Raw genomic sequence first — 23948 nt, 5'->3', positions numbered from 1 at the left:
CGTCACGTCTCCTGGGGGTTGAGCCGTTCGTCGCCGGTCGCCTCACCGACCAACCGAGCGATGAATTCGGCCAGTGGAGTCCACTGCTCTTTGGGCATCTTTTCGTACGATTTCCTTCCCAGGGCGCGCATCTCGAAGAGGGAAAGCCCTTCCCCGTCGGTCGACATGGCGCCGAGCCCCTGGTCCGTCGATTCTCCCGTGTGCCGGGGATACCCGGGCGGGGGTGAGAGCTCGTCCTTGGCGACCGACGCGTCCCCGCTGAGGACCGGATCCAGCCAGGTGCGGCGCGACAACCGCCAATCGCGGCCGTCGTTGGGCACCTCCATCTTGTACCGGCCGCCGAACACGCGCTCGTCGACAGGGAAACCCTCGTCCGTCATGGCGGTGTAGACGTCGCCACGGTGGCCCGACAGCCATGTGGTCGCCGCGTCCGACATGCTCTTGAACATGGTGACGAAATCTGTGCGCGGCATCATCGAGAAGAAGTACTTGGGATCCACCAATCCCTCGTTCGTGCCGCCGGCGTCGTCCAGAGTCTTCATGACCACGGTGAGGAACCCGGTCACCTCCTTCACGGAGTCGTCCGCCAGGGCGTCGGCGGTCCGAACGGCGACGGCATCGACGATTCGCTTGGCGCGTTCGTTGTTCTTCTGGAGGTTGGACAGCCCGCTGGTCACGCGGTTGCTGATCTCCCGCTGTTCCTTGCTCCCGGCGCCGGCGGAGCGCAGCAAGCGTGTACTCTTCGCCGGTGGCGGCGCGTCCTCCTGCTCCATCCGCCGGCGCAGCGTTTCCACCAGAGCGCCGATGTCCTGCATCCGGATGCCGAAGGTGGCCTGCGGTCTGGCTTGCCCCTCGCCCCGCGCGGTGATCGTGTAAGCCCCTTCGCGATAAGGCCGCTTGCCGGCCGCCAGCCTGTCATGAAATTCGACGATGTCTTTCAGAGCCGCGCGAACCTGGTCGAGGGTGTCCAGCGGCCTGGTGACGAACTCCACGTTGCCGTTGTCGGCGGCAACGTACGACAGGTCCTGCTTCAGTTTGATGAGTTCCTTCTTCGTATCGCTCTTTTTGTGCCCGTCCTCCTTGAATTCCCAGCCCTCGTCGGCCACTTCGAACTCGAACCCGACGGCCCGCTGAACCTGGTGGGCGTCCGGCGCCGCCGCCGGTCCCGGGCCGGCAGCCGTGGTCGCGGCGTCGGCGGTGCGGGCCGCCGGCACGGGCCCGGTCAGCACCCGGCGGGCGTTCGCCTCCGCCTCCCGCTCGAACCGGTCGGAGGGGTCGGAGATGCTCAGCCCGGCCCCGTTGTCCGTGCCCGCGACCGGGCCGGTGCGCTGCTGGACGACGTGGGTCAGCTCGTGGGCCAGGGTGTGCTTGTCGCCGCCGCCCTCCCCGATGACCACATGGCTCCCGCTGGTGTAGGCGCGCGCCCCGATGGCGCGGGCCGAGCGGGCCGCGGCGGCGCCGGTGTGCAGGCGGACGTCGGAGAAGTCGGCCCCGAGCCGGGACTCCATCTCCTGGCGTACCGGCTCGGCCAGCGGGCGGCCGGTCGAACGCAGGACCTCGTGCACCCCGGTGTCCGGCTGCTGCGGGGCGGGTGCGGCGGCCGCCCGGCGGGCGATCATGGCGGTCACCGCGGCGTTGCCCGCGTCGCGCTGGGCCGCCCGGAGCGCGTCGGCGGTGAGCGGGGGCGCTACGGCCGCGCCGCTCGCGGGCGTCTCACGCCGGGCGGCGCCGCTCCCGGACGTCTCCCGTGGCGCGGCGGCCGGCCGGCCGCGCGCCGCTTGCCGGGCGTCGGCGTTCTCCGTGTGAGCCTTGGACGTCCCCATCTGCCCCTCCTCGCCGGAGCATCCCTGCCGCCTCCAGTGGAGCGGCCGGACCCGGGGGCGTCCAGGTCCGCACGGGCAACGCGAGGGCAGGGCCGGGTGATCCCCGGGCGGTCGGCGCGGGGAGTACGGAAAGGCAGCCGCCCTGCCCCCGGCCAGGTCCCCGCGTCCCTGCCGGCCCGCGCCGGTCCTCCCACAGACTCGGCCTGGACACAGGTGACCGCCGTCAGGACGCGAAGGAGCGAGCATGCCGACGTACCTCACCCCGGGTGTGTACGTGGAGGAGGTGCAGTCCGGCGCCCGGCCGATCGAAGGGGTCGGCACGGCCGTCGCCGCGTTCGTCGGCTTCGCCGGGAAGGGCCCCTTCCACGAGCCGACCCTGGTGACCGGCTGGGACCAGTACACCCAGCACTTCGGCGGCTTCACCGAGGGCGCCTACCTGGCTCACGCGGTCTACGGCTACTTCGCCAACGGCGGCGGCGCGGCGTACGTCGTGCGCATCGGCGGGTCCGCCGAGGACGCCTCCGCCCCGGCGGCGGACGGTACGCAGCGGCCGGCGGCGGCGCCCGTGGAGCTGGGCGGCTTCCTGATCGCGGCCCGGCCGGGCGTGACCGGCGTGTCCGTGGAGATCGCCGACGCGGACGGCGAGAACGCCCCGGAGGACCGCTTCAAGCTGCTGGTCCGCCAGGGCGACCAGGTCGTGGAGACGTACGACGCCTCCACCCGCAAGAACGTCAAGAGCTACCTGGTCGGCCAGGCCCGCGCCTCCCGGCTGATCGAGGTCACCGAGCAGCGGGGCGCCGCCCAGAGCAGGCCCGCCGCCCAGACCGTGGCGCTCCCGGACGCGCCCGCCGCCCCCGCCGCGACCGGTCCCGGGACGGTGTCGCGCATCGACCCCGGGGAGTACGTCGGCGACGCCGCCGCCCGCACCGGGTTCGGCGGCCTGGAGACGATCGACGAGATCACCATGGTCGCCGTGCCGGACCTGATGGGCGCCTACCAGCGCGGCGACATCGACGCCGAGGCCGTGCGCACCGTGCAGCTCGCCGTCATCTCGCACTGCGAGCAGATGGGCGACCGCGTCGCCGTGCTCGACGCCCCGCCCGGCCTCAACGCCCAGCAGGTCCGCGCCTGGCGCAACGACGAGGCGGGCTACGACTCCCGCTACGCCACCCTCTACTACCCGTGGGTGCGGGTCTTCGACCCGGCCCTCGGACGCAACACCACCGTCCCGCCGAGCGGCCACGTCGCCGGCGTGTGGGCGCGCAGCGACGCCGAGCGCGGCGTGCACAAGGCGCCCGCCAACGAGGTGATCCGCGGCGCGGTCGACCTGGAGCTGCGGCTCAGCAAGGGCGAGCAGGACCTGCTCAACCCGATCGGCGTGAACTGCATCCGCGCCTTCCCCGGCCGCGGCATCCGGATCTGGGGCGCCCGCACCCTCTCCTCCGACCCGGCCTGGCGCTACCTGAACGTGCGCCGGCTGTTCAACTACCTCGAGGAGTCCATCCTGCTCGGCACCCAGTGGGTGGTCTTCGAGCCCAACGACGACCGGCTGTGGTCGAGCATCCGGCGCAACGTCACCGCGTTCCTCCAGGAGGAGTGGCGCCGGGGCGCGCTGTTCGGCCGTACCGCCGCCGAGGCGTTCTACGTGAAGTGCGACCGCGACAACAACCCGCAGGAGTCCATCGACCAGGGCCGGGTCGTCTGCGAGATCGGTGTCGCGCCGGTCAAGCCCGCGGAGTTCGTGGTGTTCCGGCTGGCCCAGTTCTCCGACACCACCAGTCTCATCGACGAGTGACCTGCGGGTCCGCAAGGGAAGGTTGACAGACTGTCATGGCAACGGGCGACGCTCTTTCCACCCACGTCTTCGGCGTGCAGCTCGGCGGATACCTGGTCGAGTCGATCCAGGAGATCAGCGGCTTCACCGTCGAGGAGGACGTCGTCGAGGTCAAGCAGGTGACCTCGGACGGCAAGCAGATCATCCGCAAGCAGCCGGGCGCCCGGCAGGCCGGTGAGATCACGATCACCCGGGGGCTCGACCAGAGCAGCGAGTTCACCAACTGGATCAAGGAGACGCTCAACAACGGGGCGGTGAACTCCGCGCGCCAGAACCTCACGATCGAGATCAAGGACTCCGAGGGCGCCACCGTCCGCCGCATCCAGCTGCTGCAGGGCTGGGCCTCCAAGTGGGAGGGCCCGTCCCTGAAGGCGGGCGAGTCCTCCCCGGCCACCGAGACCGTCACGATCGTGTTCGAGGAGATCGTCGTCGAATGAGGCGTCGTACGGTGACGGCGGGCAACCTGGAGGAACTCCTCCAGGCGACGGCGCCCGCCCAGGGGCAGGAGCAGACGGCGGCCGCCGCCCCGGAGGCCGCCCCGCCGCCCCGGCAGGACCACGGGCTGCGCACCGAGTTCGAGTTCGAGCTGCCGCGCGGGTACGTGGACGAGTCGGGCACGCTGCACCGGCACGGCGCGATGCGCCTGGCCACCGCCCGGGACGAACTGCGGCCCCAGATCGACCTGCGGGTCAAGGAGAACCCGGCGTACCTGAGCGTGGTGCTGCTGAGCCAGGTCATCACCCGGCTCGGCACGATCACCGACGTGCACGCCGGGGTCGTGGAGCGGATGTACGCCACCGACGTCGCCTTCCTCCAGGACTTCTACCGCCGCGTCAACAGCGAGGGCCACACCCGGGCCGCGGTGACCTGCCCGCACTGCGAGGGCGGCTTCGAGGTCGACCTGTCGGGTGGGCGCCTGGGGGAATCGTGACGTACGCGCTTCCCCGGCTCCGGGAGGAGATCGCGTACATCGCCTACCACTTCCACTGGCAGCGCGACGAGATCCTCGACCTGACCCACGACGAACGCCGTCAGTGGGTCGCCGAGATCGCTCGCATCAACCAGCGCGTCAACGAAGGCGGTTGAGCACATGGCATGGCGGGACCGACTGCGCCGCCGCCGGGCCGCCGCCACGGGGCCTGCGGGTCCGGCGGGACCTGCGGGCGGCGTGGAACGGGGTGGCTCCGCCGGGGGCGGGGGTACGTCCGCGCCCGCGTCCGGGACCTCTTCGGCGTCCGGAGCCCCTTGGGAGCTCGGGGATTCTTCCGTGCCCCGGGACTGGGACGGCGGCTGGCGTCGGGTGGGCCCGCCCCGGCCGACCGTGTCCCGGGCGCCGCTCGGCGTCAGCGACGGGCTCGCCTTCCGCGCCGGCCTCGCCGCCTGGCAGAACCCGTCCTTCGACACCGGCCTCGGTCACGCCGTCCTGCCCACCGCCCCGGCCGGCCTGGTCCACGGCGTCACCGGCCCCGCCGCCCCGCGGCCCGTCCACACCGGCGGGGGGCCTCTGCTGCTCCGCGCGCTGCGGCAAGACGGGGCGGAGGAGGCGGAGGCGGTTGGGCCGGCCTCCGAGGGCGTCGCACGGGTTCCGCGCGGGACGCGGGCGTCTTCCAGGAGTTCCGGCGGCGGTTCGGCTGCGGTGGGCGGGGGCTCGGGAGCTGGGTCCGCTGCGGGGCGGGGTGGCGCGCCGGACGCCGTGCGGGGTTCCCACCGGGCGGCCGCGTCTTCGCCGGGTGCCTCCGGCTCCGGGGCCTCCGGTGGCCGCGGTGCGGCGGGCCGGGATTCCGGGCCGGGGCCGGTGGCGGAGCGTGCCGCCGGAACGGCGACAGGGGACGCCGTGCAGGCGTCTCGTCGGGCGGCCCCCTCGTCGCGTGACGCCTCCGGTGACTCCGGGACTCCGGCCGAGGCGGACGGCACTCCCCGGACCCGTGGACTCGCGTCCGCCGCATCCCCCGCCGTGCTCTCCCCGTCGCTCCCTCCCGTCCAACGGGCCGCGCAGCCGGGCGCCGGGCCGGTCGTGAGCCCCGCCGACCACGGTCGGTGGCCCGCTGCCCCGCGCCTTGTGCCCGTACGGCGGGTGGCGGTGATCCCCGGTGGGCACGGACCGGACTCCGGGCGAGCCTCCCGGTCGCCGGCTGCGCCCGCCCATCCCGTCGGCCGGCGCGCCACGGCCGACGCGGCAGGAGCGTCCGCCGCCGCCCCGCCGGTCGTCCGGCCCCGCCCGGTGGGGCCCTCGCCGGCCGCCGCCCCGCGCCCGGACCGGCCCTCGCGCCGCCTCCCCGCGGTCCCGCCCCCCGTCACCACGACGGCGCCGGCTGCCGGGACCGGGGAGTCCGCCGCCTCCTCACAGCGCGCCGCCACGCCCGCACGGCGCGCCGCCGCCCGCCCGGCGAGCCGCGCCCCGCTCGGCGCCCCGCTGAACGAACTCCCCTCCACCGCCGTGCCGGCGCCGAAGCCGACCCCTCCCGCCACCGGCCCGGCGCTGCCCGTCGTCCAGCGTCGGGCGGAGAGCCCCGCCGCACCGGCGACGACCCCCGGCCGACCCGGACCTCGCACACGCAGCGGTCTGGGCGCACCCCTTCCGGCGCTGCCCCCGACCGCGGACGTACCCGGCGACACCGGGCCGAGCACGGACGCCCGGCGCGCTCCCGCACCGCCGCCCGCCCCGTCTCCCGGCCGGACGCCCGCCGCGCCGCTGCTGGGGGCGTCCGACGTCCGGCGCAGCCTCGCGGATCGGCCTCCCGCCGGGGGCGCCGCGGAACCGGGCCCGGCGGAGGCGGCTCCCGCCAGTGCCTGGCCGCCGGACGCGCGCCCGGTGACCCGCCCGGTGACGCCGGAAGCCGTCGTGAAGCCGACGGGCGAGGACGCAAACGCCCGACGCGCCGGCGGACAGCAGCCGCCTCATCGCCCCACCCCTCTGACGCCGGCCGTCCTCCAGCGTGCCGCGACCGAAGCGGCGTCGAGTCCTGCCGGTGCTCCGGGCGTCCGGCCTGCTCCCGCCACGAGTCCTGCCGGTGCCCAGGGCGTTCGGCCCACTCGCGCCCCGAGCACCGCCGGCACTCCGGGTATCCGGCGCGCTCCCACCCCGCCCCGCACGCTCCCGCTGATCGCCGCCCGCCCGCTCGTCCTGAACACCCGGCCGCCCGAAGGCGCTCCCACGACCCCCGCCGGCGGACGTCCTCCGGTCGTGGCGGCACGTTGGCCCGCCGCACCCGCTGCGGACACGGCGCACGGACCCGGGACCGCCCCCCGTTCCGGAGCCGTCCCCGGACCCGGGACCTCTCCGGCGGCACCCGCGCACCACGGCCCACCTCAATCCGCCCCACCGACGGCGACGGCGACCGCGGTCCAGCGGGCCGCTGCCCCGCCCGCCGCGACCCGGCCGGCGCCGCCGCCCGCCGCGGCCCCCGCACCCACCGCCGGACGGACCCGGCCCCGCCCGGCGAGCACCCCTGCCGGAGCGGGCACCGCGCCCGTCGTCCGGCCCGCCCCGCCGCGCGCGGACACCTCGGCGACGGCCCCCGCGCCCACCGGCGTACCGGCCCGCCCCCTGCCGGCGATCGCACCATCCACCGGAGCGGACAGCGGCCCGCCCGCGATGCGGCCCGCGCGGGACAAGGCCCGCCCGCCCACCCGGACGGCCCTCGCACCCACCCCCGTGGTCCGCCCCGCACCGCCCCGCGGCGACGCAACCCGCCCGGCTCTCACCCCCGTACCGCCCGGCTCCCCGCCGCCCACGACCACCCCTCACGCGCACCCGCACCCGCCCACAGCCCCGGCCCAGGCGTTCACCGCCCCCGTGGTCCAGCGGGCGGCGAGGGCCGAGCAGGCGCCCGCCGTGGGCAGACAAGCCCCCGGCAAGCCGGCGGCGCCGGTCCCGCGCGACGCGCCCCGCCGCGGGCACGCCGCACCCACAGCAGTACCCCACGCGGCCTCCGCACCCCGCGCCCGGCCGGCCCCTTCCCCCGGCAAGGGCGCCGCCCCGCCACCGGACCCCGCTCTCGGCCCCGGTCTCGACCTCGACGACCTGGCGCGCCGGCTGCTCGACCCGGTGGCCCGGTTGCTCCGCGCCGAGCTGCGGCGCGGCCGGGAACGCACCGGACGCCCCTACGACGGACGCCGCTGAGGGCCATGGACGAGGCAATGGACGACGGCACGGGAGAGGGCATGGGACGAGGGCACGGGACGGACGACGACGGACGGATGACGCACCGATGACCGACAGCATCTTCGCCACGAGCGTGTTCTTCCGGCTCGCGATCGGCGGCAACGACCTGGGCGCCTTCCACACCTGCTCCGGCATGGGCGCCGAGGTCGAGATCGAGAGTTACGCCGAGGGCGGCAACAACGGCTTCGCCTGGCAGCTGCCGGGGCGGGTCACCTGGTCGAACATCACGCTCACCCGGCCGGTCACCGCCGACACGGCGAAGATCGGCCGCTGGCTGGACGAGACGCTGCGACGGGTCGAGCCCAAGGACGGCGAGATCGTGGCGCTGAAACCGGACCTGACCCGGATCATCAGCTGGCAGGTGTTCGGGATCGTCCCCGTGCGCTGGCAGGGCCCGTCCTTTGACCCCGCCACCTCGCAGGCGGCGGTGGAGACCCTGGAGATCGCCCACGAGGGACTGCGGCCGGTCTGACCCCCACGCGGCCGACGCGCCTCTCCCCGATCCCGAACCCCGCACACCCGGAAGGAGGTTCCGCATGTCCCCAGCGGTCCGCGCCAGTCGGGCCAGGGCCCAGCTGACCCTGAAGGAGCCGCCCGCCTCGGTCGGCGCGAAGCCCGGCGGCACGATCGCGCGGCTCGACCTCCAGTTCAACCCGGCCACCCTGGAGCTGCGCAAGACCACCGAGTGGCGGCGCACCCCGTCCCGGAACGCGGCGGAGTCGGCGCTGCCCGAGTTCGTCGGCAGCGGCCCGCGCGCGCTGAGCCTGGAGGTGTTCCTGGACGCCACCGCCACCCACGACGACTCCGTGGAACGGGCGGTGGAGAAGCTGATGAAGGCGTGTGTGCCGACGCCGGCCAGCCTGGGCCGCAAGAAGCCGGCCAGCCCCTGGGTGCGCTTCGAGTGGGGCACCGCGCGGACCACGTCGTTCGACGGGGTGCTGTCGAGCCTGTCCGTGACGTACACGCTGTTCGACGTGGACGGCAGGCCGCTGCGGGCCACCTGCGCCCTGTCGATCGAGGAGGCGAGCGTCGACCCGCCGGGCCAGAACCCGACGTCCGGCGCGCGCACCGGCCGCAGCACGCACACCGTCGTCGCGGGCGACAGCCTGGCCCTGCTGGCCTGGCGGGAGTACGGCGACGCGACCGCCTGGCGGGCCATCGCGGAGGCGAACGGAATCGACGACCCGATGGTGCTCGAACCCGGCGCCGAACTGGTGGTGCCGGGGCTGCGGGACGCCGGCGGGGAGGAGGAACGGTGACCAAGGCCGAGTCGCGGGGAGCCCGCTCGTTCGCGGCGGACCCGATCGTGGAGACGCCCGCCGAACTGCCGCCGGTGTGGGCCGCCCAGCTGGTGAGCTGCGTGGTCGACGAGAACGTGGGGCTGCCGGACGCCGCGGTGCTGTCCTTCCGCGACCCCGACCACGAGTTCCTCCAGGCGACCGGCATCACGATCGGCACCCCGCTGCGGGTGTCGGTCGTCACCGTGAACGGGCGGGCGCGCGAGCGGCTGTTCAGCGGTGAGGTGACGGCGCTGGAACTGGACCGGGACGGCACCGGCTCGTTCACGGTGGTGCGCGCCTATTCCAAGGCGCACCGCCTCCAGCGGGGCCGGAAGGTGGTGGCGTACCGGAACATGACGGCGGCGGCGATCGTGCGCAAGGTCGCCGCCGGGGCCGGGCTGGCCTGCGGGACCGTGCAGGCCGCGCCGGTCACCTACCGGCAGCTGTCGCAGGCGAACGTGTCCGACTGGGACTTCCTGCAGTTCCTCGCGGGCGAGAGCGGCGCGCAGGTGCGCGTCGACGACAAGGGGCTGCTCCAGTTCACCCGGCCGCGGAAGGCGTCCGGCGCGCCCGCGCCGTCGACCACCGCGGCCCGCGACCCGATGGTGCTGGAGTACGGGCGGAACCTGCTGTCGCTGCGGGCCTCGCTGTCGGCCGCGGACGGGGCGTCGTCGGTGGAGGTGCGCGGCTGGGACGTCACCACGAAGCGGCCGCTGGTGGCCCGGCACCCGTCGGTGAACGCCGACACCGTGCTGCCGGGGCTCAGCCCGGCCACGGCCGCCGCCCGGTTCGGCAAGGCAGCCAAGGTGACCGTCACGGACACCCCGTACCGCACACAGGCCGAGACGACCGCGGCGGCGGGCGCGGTCGCCGGCCAGGTCGCCGCGGGTTTCGCGGAGCTGGAGGCGACGGCCGAGGGCAACCCCCGGCTGCGGGCCGGCCTGCCCGTGACGCTCGGCAACGTGGGCCGGGCGTTCTCGGGCAAGTACACGGCGACGGCGGTGCAGCACGTCCTGGAGCCGCACGGCGGCTACCGCACGACCGTGTGGGTGAGCGCCAGCCCCGACCGCTCCCTCACCGGGCTGGTGACCGGCGCCAACGCGCCCGCCCGCGGCCCGCGCATGCCGGGACTGGCGATCGGCGTGGTGACGGACGTGCGCGAGCCGGCCGGCGCCGAACGCGGCGCGGTGCGGCTGAGGTTCCCCTGGCTGGACGACACGTACGTCACCGACTGGGTGCGCACCGTCCAGTGGGGCGGCAAGGGCGGCGGGGGCGTGATCAGCCCCGAGGTCAACGACGAGGTCCTGGTCGGGTTCGAACAGGGGCTGCTGGACAGCCCGTACGTCATCGGCGGTCTCTACAACGGCGTGGACCGGCCCTCCCCCCACGACGTGCCGCTGATCGACAGGACCAGCGGCAGGGTGAACCGCCGCTCGGTGGCGTCCCGTTCGGGACACCGGGTGGAGCTGCTGGACGCGCGGGCGCCGGGCCCCTCCGGACTGCGGCTCGTCACCGGGGACGAGCGGCTCGAGGTACGGCTCGACGACCGGCTCGGCCGGATCGAGCTGACGGTGTACGCCGGGCGCGGCAGACCGCTCACCTCCGTCCAGCTCGACAGGAACGGGATCACGCTGGACGCGGGGGCGGGCGACGTGAGCGTCAAGGGCCGGCAGGTGGACATCGACGGCACGGCCGGGGTCCGGATCGGCGGCCGTTCGGTGGAGGTCACCGGCCGCACCGGCGTCACGGTCGACGGCGGCCTGCTGGGCGTCCTCAAGGCCCGCCTCGTCCGGATCAACTGACACCCGGGGGCGTCCGGGTCGACCGACGCCCGAGGGACCGAGAAGAGTCACCGACGCCCGAGGAACAGGAAGAGTCACAGCCGTGACGCCCGAGGAACCAGGAAAGAGGAGCACCCCATGCCGGCCGCAGCCCGTACCGGTGACCCGACCGACCACGGCGGTGTGATCGCCACCCCGCCGCCCGCCGCGGCCGCCGCGGTGGCGCGTGTGCTGATCGGCGGCCGGCCCGCCGCCGTCGTCGGCAGTGTGCACGCCTGCGCGACGCCGCCGCACGCACTCCTGGGGCCGGGCAACGTCGTCCTGCCCAACCCCGCCGCCGCCGCATCCGGCGCCGTCCTGATCGGCGGCGTGCCGGCGGCGCGGGCGCGCGACCGGACGACGTGCGGCGCGATGATCCTGACCGGCGCCCCGAACGTCCTGATCGGCGGTGTGTGATGAGCGAGCGGTTCATCGGGCGCGGCTGGGCGTTCCCGCTGCGGGTCGGGCCGACCGGCGGGATCGCGATGGCCGAACGGGAGCAGGAGATCGAGGAGGCGATCCGGCTGGTGCTCGGCACCGCGCCCGGCGAGCGCCCGATGCGCCCCGAGTTCGGCTGCGGCATCCACGACCACGTCTTCGCCCCCGGCGACGGCGCCACCGCGGGACGGGTCGGACGGCAGGTGCGCGAGGCCCTGGAGCGGTGGGAGCCGCGCATCACGGTGGACGACGTGGTGGTCGCCTTCGACGCGGTCGAGGCCGGCACCCTCTACATCGACGTGCACTACACCGTGCGCTCCACCAACGACCGGCGCAACCTGGTCTTCCCCTTCTACACGATCCCCTCCGAGGAGCCGCCCGGCGAACGGGGCGCCGACTGATGGCCCTGCCCTCGCCCAACCTGGACGACCGGCGGTTCCAGGAACTCGTCGACGAGGCCAAGCGGTACGTCCAGCAGCGCGCCCCGGAGTGGACCGACCACAACGTCTCCGACCCCGGCGTCACCCTGATCGAGACGTTCGCCTACCTGGTGGACCAGTTGCTGTACCGGCTGAACCGGGTGCCGGACAAGAACTACACCGCGTTCCTCGACCTGCTGGGCATCGGCCTGTTCCCGCCCGCCGCGGCCGGTACCGACGTCGACTTCTGGCTGTCGGCGCCGCAGCCCGACACGGTGGTGCTGCCCGCGGGCACCGAGGTGACCACCGCGCGCGGTGAGACCGACGAGAGCGACGAGGCCGTCGTGTTCGCGACCACGGGCGAACTGCGCATCGTCCCCAGCGAGTTGATCCGACTGGTGACCGCGCCCCGGACCGGCGAGCAGACCGACCGCACCGGGGAGCTCGGCGAGGGCCGCGACGTGCGCTGCTTCCAGCCGGCCCCGCAGCCGGGCGACGCGCTGCTGTTCGGCCTGCCGACGGCGGTGCCGCGCTGCGTGGTCGCCGTGCGCCTGGACAGCCGCGTGGAGGGCGTCGGCGTCGACCCGCGCCAGCCGCCGCTGGCGTGGGAGGCGTGGGACGGCGGCGGCTGGCGGCCGTGCGAGACCGGCACGGACACCACCGGCGGCCTCAACCGGCCCGGCGAGGTCGTCCTGTACGTGCCGGCCGGGCACACCGCGTCGGTGATCGGCGGCGCCCGGGCGGGCTGGCTGCGCTGCCGCGTCACCGAACCGGAACCGGGCCAGCCGTTCTACTCGGAGTCCCCGACCGTCCGCGAGGCGGCGGTGTTCACCGTGGGCGGCACGATGTCCGTGGAGCACGCCGAGACCGTGACCGATGTGCCGCTCGGCGTGTCGGAGGGTGTGGCGGGGCAGACGTTCCGGCTCGGCCGCCCGCCCGTCCTGCTCGACGGCGAGCCCCCGGTGGTGGAGGTGTCCTCCGACGACGGCTGGGTCCGCTGGGAGGTCGTGGAGCACTTCGGCCGCTCCTCTCCCGACGACCGGCACGTCCGGGTGGACGCCACCACCGGCGAGTTCCTCTTCCCGCCGGTGCTGCGCGAGCCGGACGGCACGCTGCGGCACTGCGGCGCCGTGCCGCCGAAGGGCGCCCACGTGCGGGTGGCCCGTTACCGCACCGGCGGAGGCCCGGCGGGCAACGTGCCCCGCGGCGCGATCTCCGTGCTGCGCAGCTCGGTTCCGTACGTCGCCCAGGTGGTCAACCGGGAGGCGGCGCGCGGCGGCGTCGCCGGTGAGACGGTCGCCAACGCCAAGCTGCGGGCGCCCGAGGCGCTGCGCACGCAGGAGCGGGCGGTCACCGCCGAGGACCACGAGATCATCGCCCGCCGCGCGGCGCCCTCGGTGCGCCGGGTGCGCTGTGTGCCCGCCGCGGACGGCGGCGCGGGCGCCGTGCGCATCCTGGTGGTGCCGGACGCGGTGGCCGACGAGGGCGACGACCGGCTCCGCTTCGAGCAGCTGATCCCCTCGGACCAGGTGCTGACGGCGATCGCGGCGAGTCTCGACGAGCGCCGCCTGATCGGCACCCGCCTGGTGGTGGAGCCGCCGGTCTACCAGGGCGTCACCGTGGTGGCCCGGCTCGCCGCCCCGCCGGCCGACGCCGACCGGGTGCGCCAGGCGGCACTCGACGCGCTGTTCCGGCACCTCAACCCGCTGCGCGGCGGCCCGGACGGGACCGGCTGGCCGTTCGGGCGGGCCGTGCAGTACGGGGAGGTGTTCGGCGTGCTGCAACGTGCCACCGGCGACGCGCTGATCGAGGACATCCGGCTGTTCCCCGCCGACCCGGTCACCGGCCGTCGGGGCGCCCCGACGGACCGCGTCGACGTGGCCGCGGGCGCGCTCGTCTTCTCGTACCAGCACCAGGTGGTCGTCACGGCCCTCGGACCCGAGGAGGGCCGATGAGCCGCGCCGCGGTACCGGGCCTGCCGAGCCGCCACCCCATCGGCGCGCAGCTGCCCGCCCTCTACGCCGACGACGACTTCGCGCAGCGGTTCACCGCCGGCCTCGACACCGTCCTCGCCCCCGTCTTCGCGACCCTCGACAACCTGACCGCCTACCTCGACCCCCGCGTGGCCCCGCCGGACTTCGTGGCCTGGCTGGCGTCCTGGGTGGCCGTCGCCGACGACCCCGGCCGGCCCCTGGAGCGGCGCCGCGAGGCGGTCGTGCGCGCGGTGGAGCTGCACCGGTGGCGCGGTACGCGCCGCGGCCTGGTCGAGGGCCTGCGGCTCGCACTGGGCGTGCACGCCGAGGTGACCGGCGACGGCGGCGCGGCCTGGTCCGCCGCTCCCGGCGCCGGCCTGCCGCCGGAGAGTCCTCCCGGACCTCTCGTCCGGGTGTGGCCGGACCCCGGGGCGGACGCGCCGGACGCGGGCCGGGTCCACGACATCGTCCGGGCCCTGTGCCCGGCGCACACCGTCTGCCGGGTGGAGATCCTCACGGGCCCGCCCGCCCCCGAAGGAAGGTGACGCGGATGCGCGCGTGTCCCGCGTGCGGGGCGTCCAACGGCGCCACGGACGATTTCTGCGGCAACTGCGGCGCGTACCTGGGGTGGTCGGACGCGGGGGCGGGGTCCCCGGAGGCGCCGGGGCCCGGGACGTCGCCCGGTCCCGACCCGTCACCGGGACCCGCTTCGACGACCGCGGCCCGGACGACGGCGACGGGGCACGGACCCGGTGACGGCGAGGCGGCGAACCCGGCGCCGGCCGCGGACGACACCGGCAGGACGGCCGCCGCGCCCGCCGCGGACACCGACCGTACGCCCGCCGCACCCGCCGCACCCGCCGCACCCGCCGCACCCGACCGCCGGCACCGTCCCACCGGCGGCGCCCCCGGCGACGACCCCCACCCCGACACCTCGGCAACCACCCCCGCACCCGCGCCCCCACCCCCATCCCCATCCCCGGCTTCGTCCCCGTCCCCGCCTTCGTCCCCGCCCCCCGTGCTGCCGGTCCGCCCCGCCAGGCCGGTGGCCCCGCGTCCCGTCGTACGGCCCCTGCTGGCCCCGGAGGAGTCGGACGGCGCGCCCTGCCCGGACTGCGGTGTGCCCAACCTGCCGGGCCGCCGTTTCTGCCGGCGCTGCGCGGCGCCCCTGAACCCCGCGCCGAAGCCCGCCCCGCTGCCGTGGTGGCGGACCGTGTGGCCGTTCCGCCGCCGGGTGCGGGCGGGTTCGGGCCGCGGGGTCCGTCTCGTGGTGATCCTCGTGGCGGTGGCCGCCCTGTGCGCGGCCGGCGTGGCGCTGCTGCCGGCCGGCCGGGCCCTGTTCGAGGACACCCGGGACAAGCTGGGCAAGCCCAGGCCCGTGACGCCGGCGACCAGCCGGGCGAGCGCCGAGGTCTCCGGGCACCCGGTGGGAAGGACCACGGACGGGGTGACCAACAGCTACTGGGGCGCGCCCGCGCCGGGCGCCTCGGTGACGTACACCTTCCGCAAGCCGTTCCGGCTGGTCGACGTGATCATCACCAACGGCCCGTCCAAGAACGCGCGGCAGTACGCCCGCCAGGCGCGCGCACTCGAAATGGACCTCGTGGTGACGACGTCGGACGGCGAGCAGCGCACCAGGAAGCTCGCGCTCAGCGACAAACCGGGCCCGCAGCCGTTCCGGACCGGCTTCAGCGACGTGAAGTCGATCCGGCTGGTCCTGCGTTCACCCGTCGGTCTGACCGCGGGTCGTCATCTGGCCCTCGCTGAGGTGGAGTTCTTCCAGCGCACCTGAACGGCCGGTCGCGGGCGGGGTGGACCCGAGCAGCCGTGTCATCTCCTCGGCGGCCCGCACGGACGCCGGGCCGCAGCAGTTGTTGAACAGGACGTGCACCTGGCCGGTCCGCCCGGCCAGGTGGCGCAACCGCGGTACCCACTCGGCGAGTTCGTGCCCCCCGTACGCGTGCCGGTACCGCTCCTCCTTGTTCCCGTGCTGCCACGCGGCACTGCGCCCGTGGAACCGCACGACGGACAGCCGGGGCGTGGTGACGGGGGTGACCGGCGGCACGGAGGCCGCGAACCCCTGCGGCATGTCGACGGCGACGGCGGCCATCCCGTACCGCGCGAGCAACGCCCGCGTGGCCGGCGCCCGTTCCTCGCGCCACCACGAGGAGTGCCGGAACTCGACGGCGAGGGGCCATCCTTCGCACCGCCGTGCGGTGTCCGCCAGAACCTCCTCCGCCCGCGCCCCGGGCCGCAACCACGGCGGGAACTGGAACAGCACGCACCCGAGCCGCCCGGCCCGCCGCAGGGGCTCGATCCCTGCGGCGAACCGCGCCCACACCTCGTCCAGCACCCCCGGGTCCCGCGCGTCGGCGGGCAGCCCGTCCGGCATCACCGCGCTGCGCGTCGGATGCCCGGTGAGCAGCGAGAACGCCTTCACGTCGAACACGAACCCGTCCGGCGTGCGCTCCACCCACAACCGGCTGTTGCGCTCACCCGGCAGGGCGTAGTACGAGGCGTCCACCTCCACCACGGGGAACCGCTCCCCGTAGTACCGCAACCGCCCCTCGGCGTCCCGCCGCCCGGCGGGGTACCACCCGCTGCGCACGAGCGCCGGGTCGGTCCACGAACACGTCCCCACGAGGATGTCGCCCATGGTGGCTCGGTCACCCGGAGGCGTCAGCCGTTCAGGTACCAGCCGAACCCGCCGTTGTTCGCGGCGACGAGCAGGACGATCAGCCAGAGCACGATGTCGATGACACCGAGGACGATGCCCGCCTTGGCCATGCCGGCGCCGTTCCCGGCCCCCGCCTGACGGCGGGCGACCATACCGAAGACGATGGCCAGCGGGCCCAGCACCATGTTGAGGAAGAACAGCCCGACGACGCCGCAGCACAGGCTCGCGACGGCCATGCCGTTGGTGCGCGAGCCGGAGGACGCGGAAGGGGAACCGCCGTAACTGGTCATGGAACACTCCCGGTTGTCGATGGTGATCCGCACTTTTGACTTGATTGCCCGGATTCCCACTCGATGCGGGGTCATGTCCCCTGTCGGCAAAGGTTCTTGTACCCCGCCGCCCCGTGCCGATACGCGCACGGGCCCTGACGCCCGCCCGCCGATGGCGGAAACGCATGATGAGCAGTATCCGGATACAGCGGTCATTTCCCCCGCCCGCCCCGCTACGCTACGCGCCAGGGCAAGGGGGCCGAAGGGCGAGGGGGGCCGGATGGTGCCGAACGGTGCGGGCGGGCAGGGGGACGCCGCGGCGGGGCCGACGCTGGAGAAACTGCTGGCGGTCATGGGGGCCGGGACGCTGGAGACGTACGCGGCGCCGCGAGGGCTCGGGGACGTGGTCGAGGGCGTCACGGTGCTCGACCCGCTGGAGCCGCGGCCGGCGCGGGGGCAGGTGCTGTTGGCGGTGGGCGTCGATCCGCGGTCGGCCGCCGCCGTCGACGCCGTGCGCGACGCCGCCGGGTCGGGAGCCGTCGCGGTGGTCTTCGGCCCGGGCCGGACCGGGCCGTCCCCGGACGCGTCGGGGAGCCGGCCGGGGCGGTCCCCGGACGCGTTACGGGCGGCGGCCGAGGAGGCCGGCGCGGCGGTGCTGTTCCGGACGGCGTGGTGCGAGTGGACCGAGCTGATCGGCGCGCTGCGGGCCGGTCTCGTCCTGTGCGGAGTCCCCGCGGACCCGGCGGTGGCGGCCGTCGCGCCGGGGGACCTGAACGGGCTGGCCGACGCGATCGCCGTGCTGGTCGGCGGATCGGTGACGATCGAGGACGTGGAGTCCCGGGTGCTGGGCTACTCCTCCACGCGCGAGGACGTGGACGAGCTGCGCCGGCTGACGATCCTCGGCCGGCGGGTGCCTCAGTGGCGGGTGGCCGCCATGCGGGAGGACGGTTTCTTCCAGGCGCTGTGGAGTTCGGGGGACGTCATCCACCGGCCGGCGCACGGCGACAACCCCGAGCGGCTCGTCGTGGCCGTCACGGCGGGCCGGGAGAACCTGGGCTCGATCTGGGTGGCCGCCGCGGGCGGAGAGGGCTTCCCGTCGCACGCCGCCGACACGCTGCGGTCGGCGGCGCGGGTGGCCGCCGTGCACCTGCTCCACCACCACCGCTCCCGGCGCACGCACGCCCGGCTCGTCGAGGACGCGGCCCGGGCCCTGCTCGACGGACGCGGCTCCGCCGGAGCGGTGGCCGAGCACACCGGAATCCCGGTACGGGGGCACTGCGCCGTGCTGGCGGTGCGCGCCGGCGCCCCCTGCAAGGGCGAGGACAGCGGCAGACTGTGCGCGCTGCTGGCGGTGCGCTGCGGCTCGTCCGGCCTCACCCCGGTCGTGGTGCCGGTCGACCAGGGGGCGCTGGTCGTCGTCGGCGCGCTGCACCGGGACGCGGGACGGGCCGTCGAGCAGGTGGCACGGCTGGGCAAGGCGCTGGCCGAGCAGGTGGCCCGCATGTTCGGGCCCGAGACGCGGATCGGTCTGGGCACGGTGGCCGACGGCCTGGCCGGCCTGCCCGAGTCCCGCCGGTCGGCCGACCTGGCGCTGAGCGCGCTGCTCACGAAGGGCGGGGACCGCACCGTCGCCTTCGCGAGCGAGGTGGCCGAGACGATCGCCCTGCACCAGATGCTCGACGCGCTGCCCGGCCCGGACCCCGCTCCGGACACGCCGGTGGCCCGCCTGGTGGCGTACGACGCCGGACCGGGCGGCGGCACCATGGTGGAGACCCTGCGCGCGTACCTCGACCACTTCGGCAACGTCCCGAACACCGCCCGCGCCCTGGGCGTCCACGCCAACAGCCTCCGGCACCGGATCACCCGCCTCACCGAGGTGTCCGCCCTCGACCTGCGCGACCCCGACGCCCGCCTCCTCGCCCACCTCCAGCTGCGCCTTCTGGACCGCGGCGACGCCTAGTCCTCCGAGTCGGGAGAGGGCCCTCTCGGACGCCGCCACCATGAACGGCCGCCTCCGTCGTGCCCGCGCACGACGGAGGCTGTGCGACGCCCGCGGTCGCGCCCCGGGGCGAGAAGCGCGCGGCGCGACACCGGGCCTCCCGACGAAGACGCCCGTGGCGCTTCGGCGCGAGTCTGATGACACCGCCCGCGGTAGCAGTGGGCGGTGAGAACCCGACTCAGGGAGAGTGCACGATGACTGGTTCCGACAAGGCCGGCCGGCGCGAGCTGATTCTGCGGGCGGCCGTACGGCAGGGACTCCTGGACCCCGAGACGGCCCTGCTGGCCGGCTTCGTCGACCTCGACGGAGTCGAGGCGACCGTCGCGTCCCTGCGCGGCGCTTTCCCCGACTCGCTGCGGGTCCTGCACGCGTTCGCGGCCAAGGCGAACTGCCTGGTCCCCGTGCTGGAGCAGGTGCGTCTGCACGGCATGGGCTGCGAGGTCGCCAGCGCCGGCGAGCTGGCCCAGGCGCTGGAGGCCGGCTTCGAGCCCGCGCACATCGTGTTCGACTCCCCGGCCAAGACCCGCGCGGAACTGGTCCACGCCCTGAGCCTCGGCGTCGCGGTGAACGCCGACAGCTTCCAGGAGCTCGACCGCATCGACGACATCCTCGCCACCCGCCCCTCCGACTCGCGGATCGGCGTGCGCGTCAACCCCCAGGTCGGCGCCGGTGCGATCTCCGCCATGAGCACCGCGACCGCCACCTCCAAGTTCGGCATCCCCCTGGAGGACGAGGGCAACCGGCGGCGGCTGCTCCAGGCGTACCGCGACCGCCCCTGGCTCACCTGGGTCCACACGCACGTCGGCTCGCAGGGCTGCCCCCTCGACCTGATCGCCCGCGGCATCGCGAAGGCCGTCGACCTCGCCGAGGAGATCAACGCGCACCTCGGCCGCCGCCAGGTCACCGGCATCGACATCGGCGGCGGACTGCCCGTCAACTTCGCCGACGACGAGACGACGCCCGGCTTCGACGCCTACGTCGAGCAGCTGCGCGAGCACGCGCCGGCCCTGTTCTCCGGCAGGTACGAGGTCGTCACCGAGTTCGGCCGGTCCGTGCTGGCCAAGAACGGATTCATGGCGGCGTACGTCGAGTACACCAAGACCGTCGGCGGGCGCCCCATCGCCATCACCCACGCCGGTGCGCAGGTCGCCACCAGGACGGTGTTCGCCCCCGACGCCTGGCCGCTGCGCATCGAGGCCCACGACGCCGAGGGCCGCGCCAAGCAGGGCCCGCCCGTCGCGCAGGACGTCGCCGGTCCCTGCTGCTTCGCCGGGGACCTGCTGGCCCGCGACCGCGCCCTGCCCCTCCTCGACGCCGGCGACCTGATCGTCGTACCGGACACGGGCGCCTACTACTTCTCGACGCCCTTCCACTACAACAGCCTGCCCGAGCCCGCCGTGCACGGCGTCCGCGTCGACGCCGCGGGCCGGGTCGCGTTCACCCTCCTCCGCCCCGCCCAGGCACCCCACCCGGTCCCGGCGTACGCCGGCCGGTGAGCCGACGGAAGCAGGTGCGACGCCATGGACGTGCGACGCGTCACGCGCGACGCGGCCCGGTGGCTCTCACGCCGCCGCCGTGTCGCCGCCGATCAGTTCCTCCGGGGCGCGTGCTACGGAGCGGGCACGGCCGCGGTGGGCCTGCTGGCGGTGTGGCTGCAGACCCGCTGAGCCGGAAGCTTGGGGCGGGACGGGGGCCCGCAGCGAAACGGAGGCCCCGGACGACGCCGAAGCCCGGGGCGACACACAAGCCAAGCCCCGGGCCGGGACGGGCTGTTGGTCCGGTCTCGGCCGTCGGTCGGTCCGGTCCCGGCCGTCGGTGGGTCCAGGTTCCCGGCCGTCGGTCGGTCCGGTCCCGGCCGTCGGTGGGTCCAGGTTTCGGCCGTCGGTCGGTCCGGTCCCCGTCGTCGGTCGGTCCAGGTTTCGGCCGTCGGTCGGTCCCGCCTCCGGCCGTCGGTCGGGCCGGGCCGTCAATCCCGGTCCCGGCCTCCTGCCCGGTTCGGGACGACCCCGTTGTGACGCCCGCCACAACGCCGCTATCCTTCAACTCCTTTTCCGCGGGGGAGTTGCGCAGATGAACGCACCGATCGACGGCCCCAGATTCCCCAACGATCAAGCGATCGAGTTCGTACGGGAGTTCAGGGTCACCGTGGCCCCCGCGTACGAGAACCGGGCGAAACTGGCGACCAGTCCACCACTGTTCCTGTTACGCGTGCCGCAGGAGTCGTACCGCGGCGGCGTGGACCGCGTCGTCGCCGCCCTGACCGGAGCGCTGCGGCAGCGGGTGCCGTTCGCCCACCTCCCGGCCGGCACCGGTGCGGACGCCGACGCCCGGCTGCTGTCGGCCGGCGCGGGGACGCAGCTGTACCGCAGCGCCCCGCAGCACATGACCCCCGACCGCTTCCCGCACTTCCACGTCATGTGCGACCTGGTGGACTACATCAGGGCGCACCCCGACGAGTGGGCGACCAACGCCGACCAGGAAGCGCAACTGCGGGCGTACGCCGGCGAACAGCGGGCGGCACGCGGCGGCCCGCTCGCCTTCACCCGCATGGAGGGCCCCGCCCTCGACGGGCTCGCCGGCTTCCTGGCCGGCCTCAGCTGGCTGTCGTTCGTCCAGCTGTTCCCGCGCTGGTTATGGGCCCGCCGCGTCTCCCGCAAGGTCATGCGCGGCTGGCTCGGCGCCGAACCGGTGGCCCAGGGCAGCAACAACCTGTTCCGCGTGCTGGACCACGTGGCCGCCGAGCGCGCCGTCCAGCTCATGGACGACGCCGGTCACGAAGACGCGCTCCAGGAGTTCGACCGGCTGGTGCTGCGCGCGCTGCTGGAGGATCTGCGCCGGCCGGCGATAGGCCGCTTCCTGCCCGGCCGCCGCCGCAGAACCGGCCGCCCGGTCCTGTTCGTCGAGCTGCCCCCGCCGGGCGAGCCGGGCGCCCGCGCCGCGGAGCGGTTCCTGCGCGCCCTGGTCCTGGCCCGGGCCACCGCCCGTCCGCCGGGCCCGCTCGTCGTCGCCGTGGGCGTCCCCTCCGCGGCGCTGCTGCGGGACCTGGGCGACCCCCAGGAGAGCACCTTCCCGGAGGCGAGCGTGCGGCTCGCCGACGACGCCGGCCCGGGCGAGCCCGCCGTCCTGGTCGACGTCTCCGAGGCCGCCCTCGCCGCGCGCGGCGTGCCCGTCCTGCCCGTCGCGCCGCGGACGTTCCGGTTCGGCCGGCGCGTCCCGGCCGCCCTCGCGAGCGGGGTGGCCATGCTCGCCCTGCTCGCCGGAGGCCTGCTGCTCCCGCCCGTCCTCTTCCCCCCGCCGCGCGACTGCCTGGGCGGCACCGGCTCCGTGGCGGAGTCGGCCCCCACCGAACCGACACCGGTGAAGGCCACCGACTGGTACGAGGCGGCCCTGGAGACCATCCGCGTCCAGAACGAGCGCGTCGCGGACTACGCCGCCCAGGGCCGCACGGTGCGCAGGGTCGTCGTCTTCGTGTCCGACCGGCCGAGGACCGACGAGCAGACCCGCTTCGACGGGACGATCCCGGAGCTGCGCGGCATCGCCATGTGGCAGGAGAGGCTGAACGAGGACGCCGAGGCCAACAACTCCCTGATCCCCCTGCACGTGGACGTGCGCCAGGCCGGAGTCGCCTTCCGCGACGCCGAGCGCGAGGCGAAGCGGCTCGTCGCGGAGATGGCGGACGAACGGAACCTCCCGGCGTCCCGGCGGATCGTGGGCGTGCTGGGCTACGCGCAGAGCCGCAAGGAGACCCAGGCGGCGCTCCAGGTCCTGGGCCGGGCGGGCATCCCCACGATCGGCACCACCGCGACCGCCGACGAGATGCTCGGCGGCGACGCCGCACGCACCTACTGGCCCTCCACCCCGTTCAACTCCCGTGAGGCCAGGATCCAGGCGGACTTCGCGCACACGCGGCACATCGTGGCCGAGCGCGGACACGAGGACCGCTGCACCCCCGCCGAGCACGCCATCGTGATCGAAAGCTCCGCCGACCTCTACAGCCACAGCCTCGCCCAGCGGTTCGTCGACGAGTTCGACGGCACACACCAGGTGTTCGACTTCAACCAGGAGGGCGAGTTCAGCCCCGACCCGGTGAGCGGGGCGGTGACCCAGCCCGACGCCGATCTGCTGGCGGCGTCACTGTGCGAGGCGCTGGAGAAGAAGCCCCGGTCGGTGGTCTTCTGGTCGGCGCGCGCCAAGGACTTCACCGCGCTCATCAACTCCATGGACACCGCGGGCACCTGCACCGAGCGCGACGTGACGGTGCTCGGCGGCAACGAGCTGACCAACGTGGCGCAGACCGGCGCGTTCGCCGACAAGGAGTGGCTGCGCCTGTACTACTCCGCGCACCGGCTGCCCGACGACCATCCCGACGCCAGCGACCGGACCGACAGGTTCGTCGAGGACTACGTCGCCTATGTGGAGACCACCACCACGGGGACGGACCCCTGGAAGCAGGACGGCCACTCCGCGGTCTCGTACGACGCCTTCCACGTCCTGTCGGAGGCGGTGCGCGAGGCCGGCCTGGCCGACCCGGAGGTCGACCGCAAGTCCGTCCTGCTGGTCCTCGGCAACGGCGTCGCCTTCAACGGCGCCACCGGGTACGTCTCCTACGAGGGCGCCAACGCACCGCCCGACGACAAGACCCTCGTCCTGCTGCGCCAGTCCGGGAACCACCCGAAGGCCGTCCTGGTCTGCGGCGCCTACCGCCAGGGGGAGTCGAGCGAGAAGCAGGGCAAGCCGTGCGCGGGCTGAACGGCCGTGGCGCAACGTCCGCTTCACGCCGTGCGCCCCGTCACCCCACCTCCGTCACCGGCCGCATCGCGGCGTCGTACACCGTGCGGTAGTCCGGGACGACGACCCGCGTGTCCGGGGACGCCTGCCCGATCCGGGCGACGAAGTCCGCCACGTCCATGGACGGATCGGGCTGCGGCGAACCCTTCAGGGCCACCTCGAAGTCGTCCCGGTGCACGGGCACGGCCACGGGAGGACGGTCCAGCGCGCTGAGCAGCCGGGGCACACAGCGGTGGGTGTACGTGCTGTTCGGCACGGCGATCGTCGCGAGGTCGGGACCGAGGCCCCGCACCGCCCGCTCGGAGAAGTCGCCGGCCCCCGTCAGGAACGCCGACGGGCCGTCCGCGCCGACGGTCACCTGGAAGACGAGGGTGTCGCCCTCGGGCAGGTCCTCGATGGTCCTCGGACGCTCCGCGGGCGGGGAGTTCAGGGTGCCCGGGACGAAGCAGGAGCACTTCTCCGC

Annotated in this window: 20 protein-coding genes and 1 pseudogene; 17 read left to right on the top strand and 4 right to left on the bottom strand. The window is 75.0% G+C overall.

Features of this window, described 5'->3' with window-relative positions; all coding sequences use genetic code 11:
* Positions 1–2: 2 nt before the first annotated feature.
* Positions 3–1619 carry a DUF4157 domain-containing protein gene (locus tag ABZY13_RS17050; RefSeq protein WP_356631440.1) on the bottom strand — a complete coding sequence of 539 codons (1617 nt, stop codon included), beginning with the start codon at positions 1617–1619 and terminating at the stop codon, positions 3–5.
* A 448-nt stretch (positions 1620–2067) separates the two neighbouring features.
* On the opposite strand from ABZY13_RS17050, the gene ABZY13_RS17045 reads away from it, so the two are divergent.
* The 13 genes from ABZY13_RS17045 (at position 2068) to ABZY13_RS16985 (ending at position 15544) form a co-directional block, all read left to right on the top strand.
* Complete coding sequence (locus ABZY13_RS17045) at positions 2068–3618, top strand: phage tail sheath family protein (RefSeq protein ID WP_356631360.1); 1551 nt, start codon at positions 2068–2070, stop codon at positions 3616–3618.
* A 35-nt stretch (positions 3619–3653) separates the two neighbouring features.
* Entirely contained in the window at positions 3654–4094 is a 441-nt protein-coding gene (locus ABZY13_RS17040) for a phage tail protein (RefSeq protein ID WP_356631358.1), read from the top strand.
* Positions 4091–4588, top strand: coding sequence for a hypothetical protein (locus tag ABZY13_RS17035; RefSeq protein ID WP_356631356.1), 498 nt, complete (start codon positions 4091–4093; stop codon positions 4586–4588). The genes ABZY13_RS17040 and ABZY13_RS17035 overlap by 4 nt, the downstream gene beginning before the upstream one ends.
* Positions 4585–4743 carry a DUF6760 family protein gene (locus ABZY13_RS17030; protein WP_356631354.1) on the top strand — a complete coding sequence of 53 codons (159 nt, stop codon included), beginning with the start codon at positions 4585–4587 and terminating at the stop codon, positions 4741–4743. Before ABZY13_RS17035 ends, ABZY13_RS17030 begins: the two co-directional genes overlap by 4 nt.
* Before the next feature lie 2749 nt (positions 4744–7492).
* Positions 7493–7780: a hypothetical protein gene (locus ABZY13_RS17025; RefSeq protein ID WP_356631352.1), complete on the top strand. Its 288-nt coding sequence runs from the start codon at positions 7493–7495 to the stop codon at positions 7778–7780.
* An 88-nt stretch (positions 7781–7868) separates the two neighbouring features.
* Positions 7869–8294, top strand: a complete 426-nt coding sequence (locus ABZY13_RS17020) for a phage tail protein (protein WP_356631350.1) — start codon at positions 7869–7871, stop codon at positions 8292–8294.
* A gap of 64 nt (positions 8295–8358) precedes the next feature.
* A complete protein-coding gene (locus tag ABZY13_RS17015) occupies positions 8359–9081 on the top strand; it encodes a LysM peptidoglycan-binding domain-containing protein (RefSeq protein ID WP_356631348.1) in 723 nt (240 codons plus the stop codon).
* A complete protein-coding gene (locus ABZY13_RS17010) occupies positions 9078–10904 on the top strand; it encodes a VgrG-related protein (protein WP_356631346.1) in 1827 nt (608 codons plus the stop codon). Before ABZY13_RS17015 ends, ABZY13_RS17010 begins: the two co-directional genes overlap by 4 nt.
* A gap of 117 nt (positions 10905–11021) precedes the next feature.
* The gene (locus ABZY13_RS17005; protein ID WP_356631344.1) at positions 11022–11339 is read left to right on the top strand and encodes a PAAR domain-containing protein; all 318 of its coding nucleotides are present in this window, start codon (positions 11022–11024) and stop codon (positions 11337–11339) included.
* Positions 11339–11761: a GPW/gp25 family protein gene (locus ABZY13_RS17000; RefSeq protein WP_356631342.1), complete on the top strand. Its 423-nt coding sequence runs from the start codon at positions 11339–11341 to the stop codon at positions 11759–11761. Before ABZY13_RS17005 ends, ABZY13_RS17000 begins: the two co-directional genes overlap by 1 nt.
* Positions 11761–13734, top strand: coding sequence for a putative baseplate assembly protein (locus ABZY13_RS16995; RefSeq protein ID WP_356631340.1), 1974 nt, complete (start codon positions 11761–11763; stop codon positions 13732–13734). Before ABZY13_RS17000 ends, ABZY13_RS16995 begins: the two co-directional genes overlap by 1 nt.
* The gene (locus ABZY13_RS16990; RefSeq protein WP_356631338.1) at positions 13731–14297 is read left to right on the top strand and encodes a phage tail protein; all 567 of its coding nucleotides are present in this window, start codon (positions 13731–13733) and stop codon (positions 14295–14297) included. The genes ABZY13_RS16995 and ABZY13_RS16990 overlap by 4 nt, the downstream gene beginning before the upstream one ends.
* A 500-nt stretch (positions 14298–14797) precedes the next feature.
* The gene (locus tag ABZY13_RS16985) at positions 14798–15544 is read left to right on the top strand and encodes a zinc ribbon domain-containing protein (protein ID WP_356631336.1); all 747 of its coding nucleotides are present in this window, start codon (positions 14798–14800) and stop codon (positions 15542–15544) included.
* On the opposite strand, the gene ABZY13_RS16980 is transcribed toward ABZY13_RS16985, so the two are convergent.
* Together ABZY13_RS16980 and ABZY13_RS16975 are read right to left on the bottom strand one after the other, a co-directional pair.
* A complete protein-coding gene (locus tag ABZY13_RS16980; protein WP_356631334.1) occupies positions 15476–16408 on the bottom strand; it encodes a DUF72 domain-containing protein in 933 nt (310 codons plus the stop codon). The two genes, ABZY13_RS16985 and ABZY13_RS16980, sit on opposite strands and share 69 nt — an antisense overlap.
* 23 nt (positions 16409–16431) lie before the next feature.
* On the bottom strand, positions 16432–16719 hold the full coding sequence (locus ABZY13_RS16975) for a DUF4190 domain-containing protein (RefSeq protein ID WP_356631332.1): 288 nt from the start codon (positions 16717–16719) through the stop codon (positions 16432–16434).
* Positions 16720–16978: 259 nt separating this feature from the next.
* On the opposite strand from ABZY13_RS16975, the gene ABZY13_RS16970 reads away from it, so the two are divergent.
* From ABZY13_RS16970 to ABZY13_RS16955, 4 genes are all read left to right on the top strand, one after another.
* Positions 16979–18658 (top strand): helix-turn-helix domain-containing protein, encoded by a 1680-nt coding sequence (locus ABZY13_RS16970; RefSeq protein ID WP_356631330.1) that lies wholly within the window; start codon positions 16979–16981, stop codon positions 18656–18658.
* 233 nt (positions 18659–18891) lie between these two features.
* The gene (locus ABZY13_RS16965) at positions 18892–20193 is read left to right on the top strand and encodes a diaminopimelate decarboxylase (RefSeq protein ID WP_356631328.1); all 1302 of its coding nucleotides are present in this window, start codon (positions 18892–18894) and stop codon (positions 20191–20193) included.
* A gap of 24 nt (positions 20194–20217) precedes the next feature.
* Entirely contained in the window at positions 20218–20364 is a 147-nt protein-coding gene (locus ABZY13_RS16960) for a hypothetical protein (RefSeq protein WP_356631326.1), read from the top strand.
* 403 nt (positions 20365–20767) lie between these two features.
* On the top strand, positions 20768–23446 hold the full coding sequence (locus ABZY13_RS16955) for an ABC transporter substrate-binding protein (RefSeq protein ID WP_356631324.1): 2679 nt from the start codon (positions 20768–20770) through the stop codon (positions 23444–23446).
* 40 nt (positions 23447–23486) lie between these two features.
* On the opposite strand, the pseudogene ABZY13_RS16950 reads toward ABZY13_RS16955, so the two are convergent.
* Positions 23487–23942 (bottom strand): annotated as a pseudogene (locus tag ABZY13_RS16950) (MBL fold metallo-hydrolase); the annotation flags it as partial.
* Positions 23943–23948: the final 6 nt, after the last annotated feature.

Origin of the sequence: Streptomyces sp. NPDC006610, assembly GCF_040611575.1 — a bacterium.
Classification (GTDB): domain Bacteria; phylum Actinomycetota; class Actinomycetes; order Streptomycetales; family Streptomycetaceae; genus Streptomyces.
This window is presented reverse-complemented; position numbering and strand designations above follow the sequence as displayed.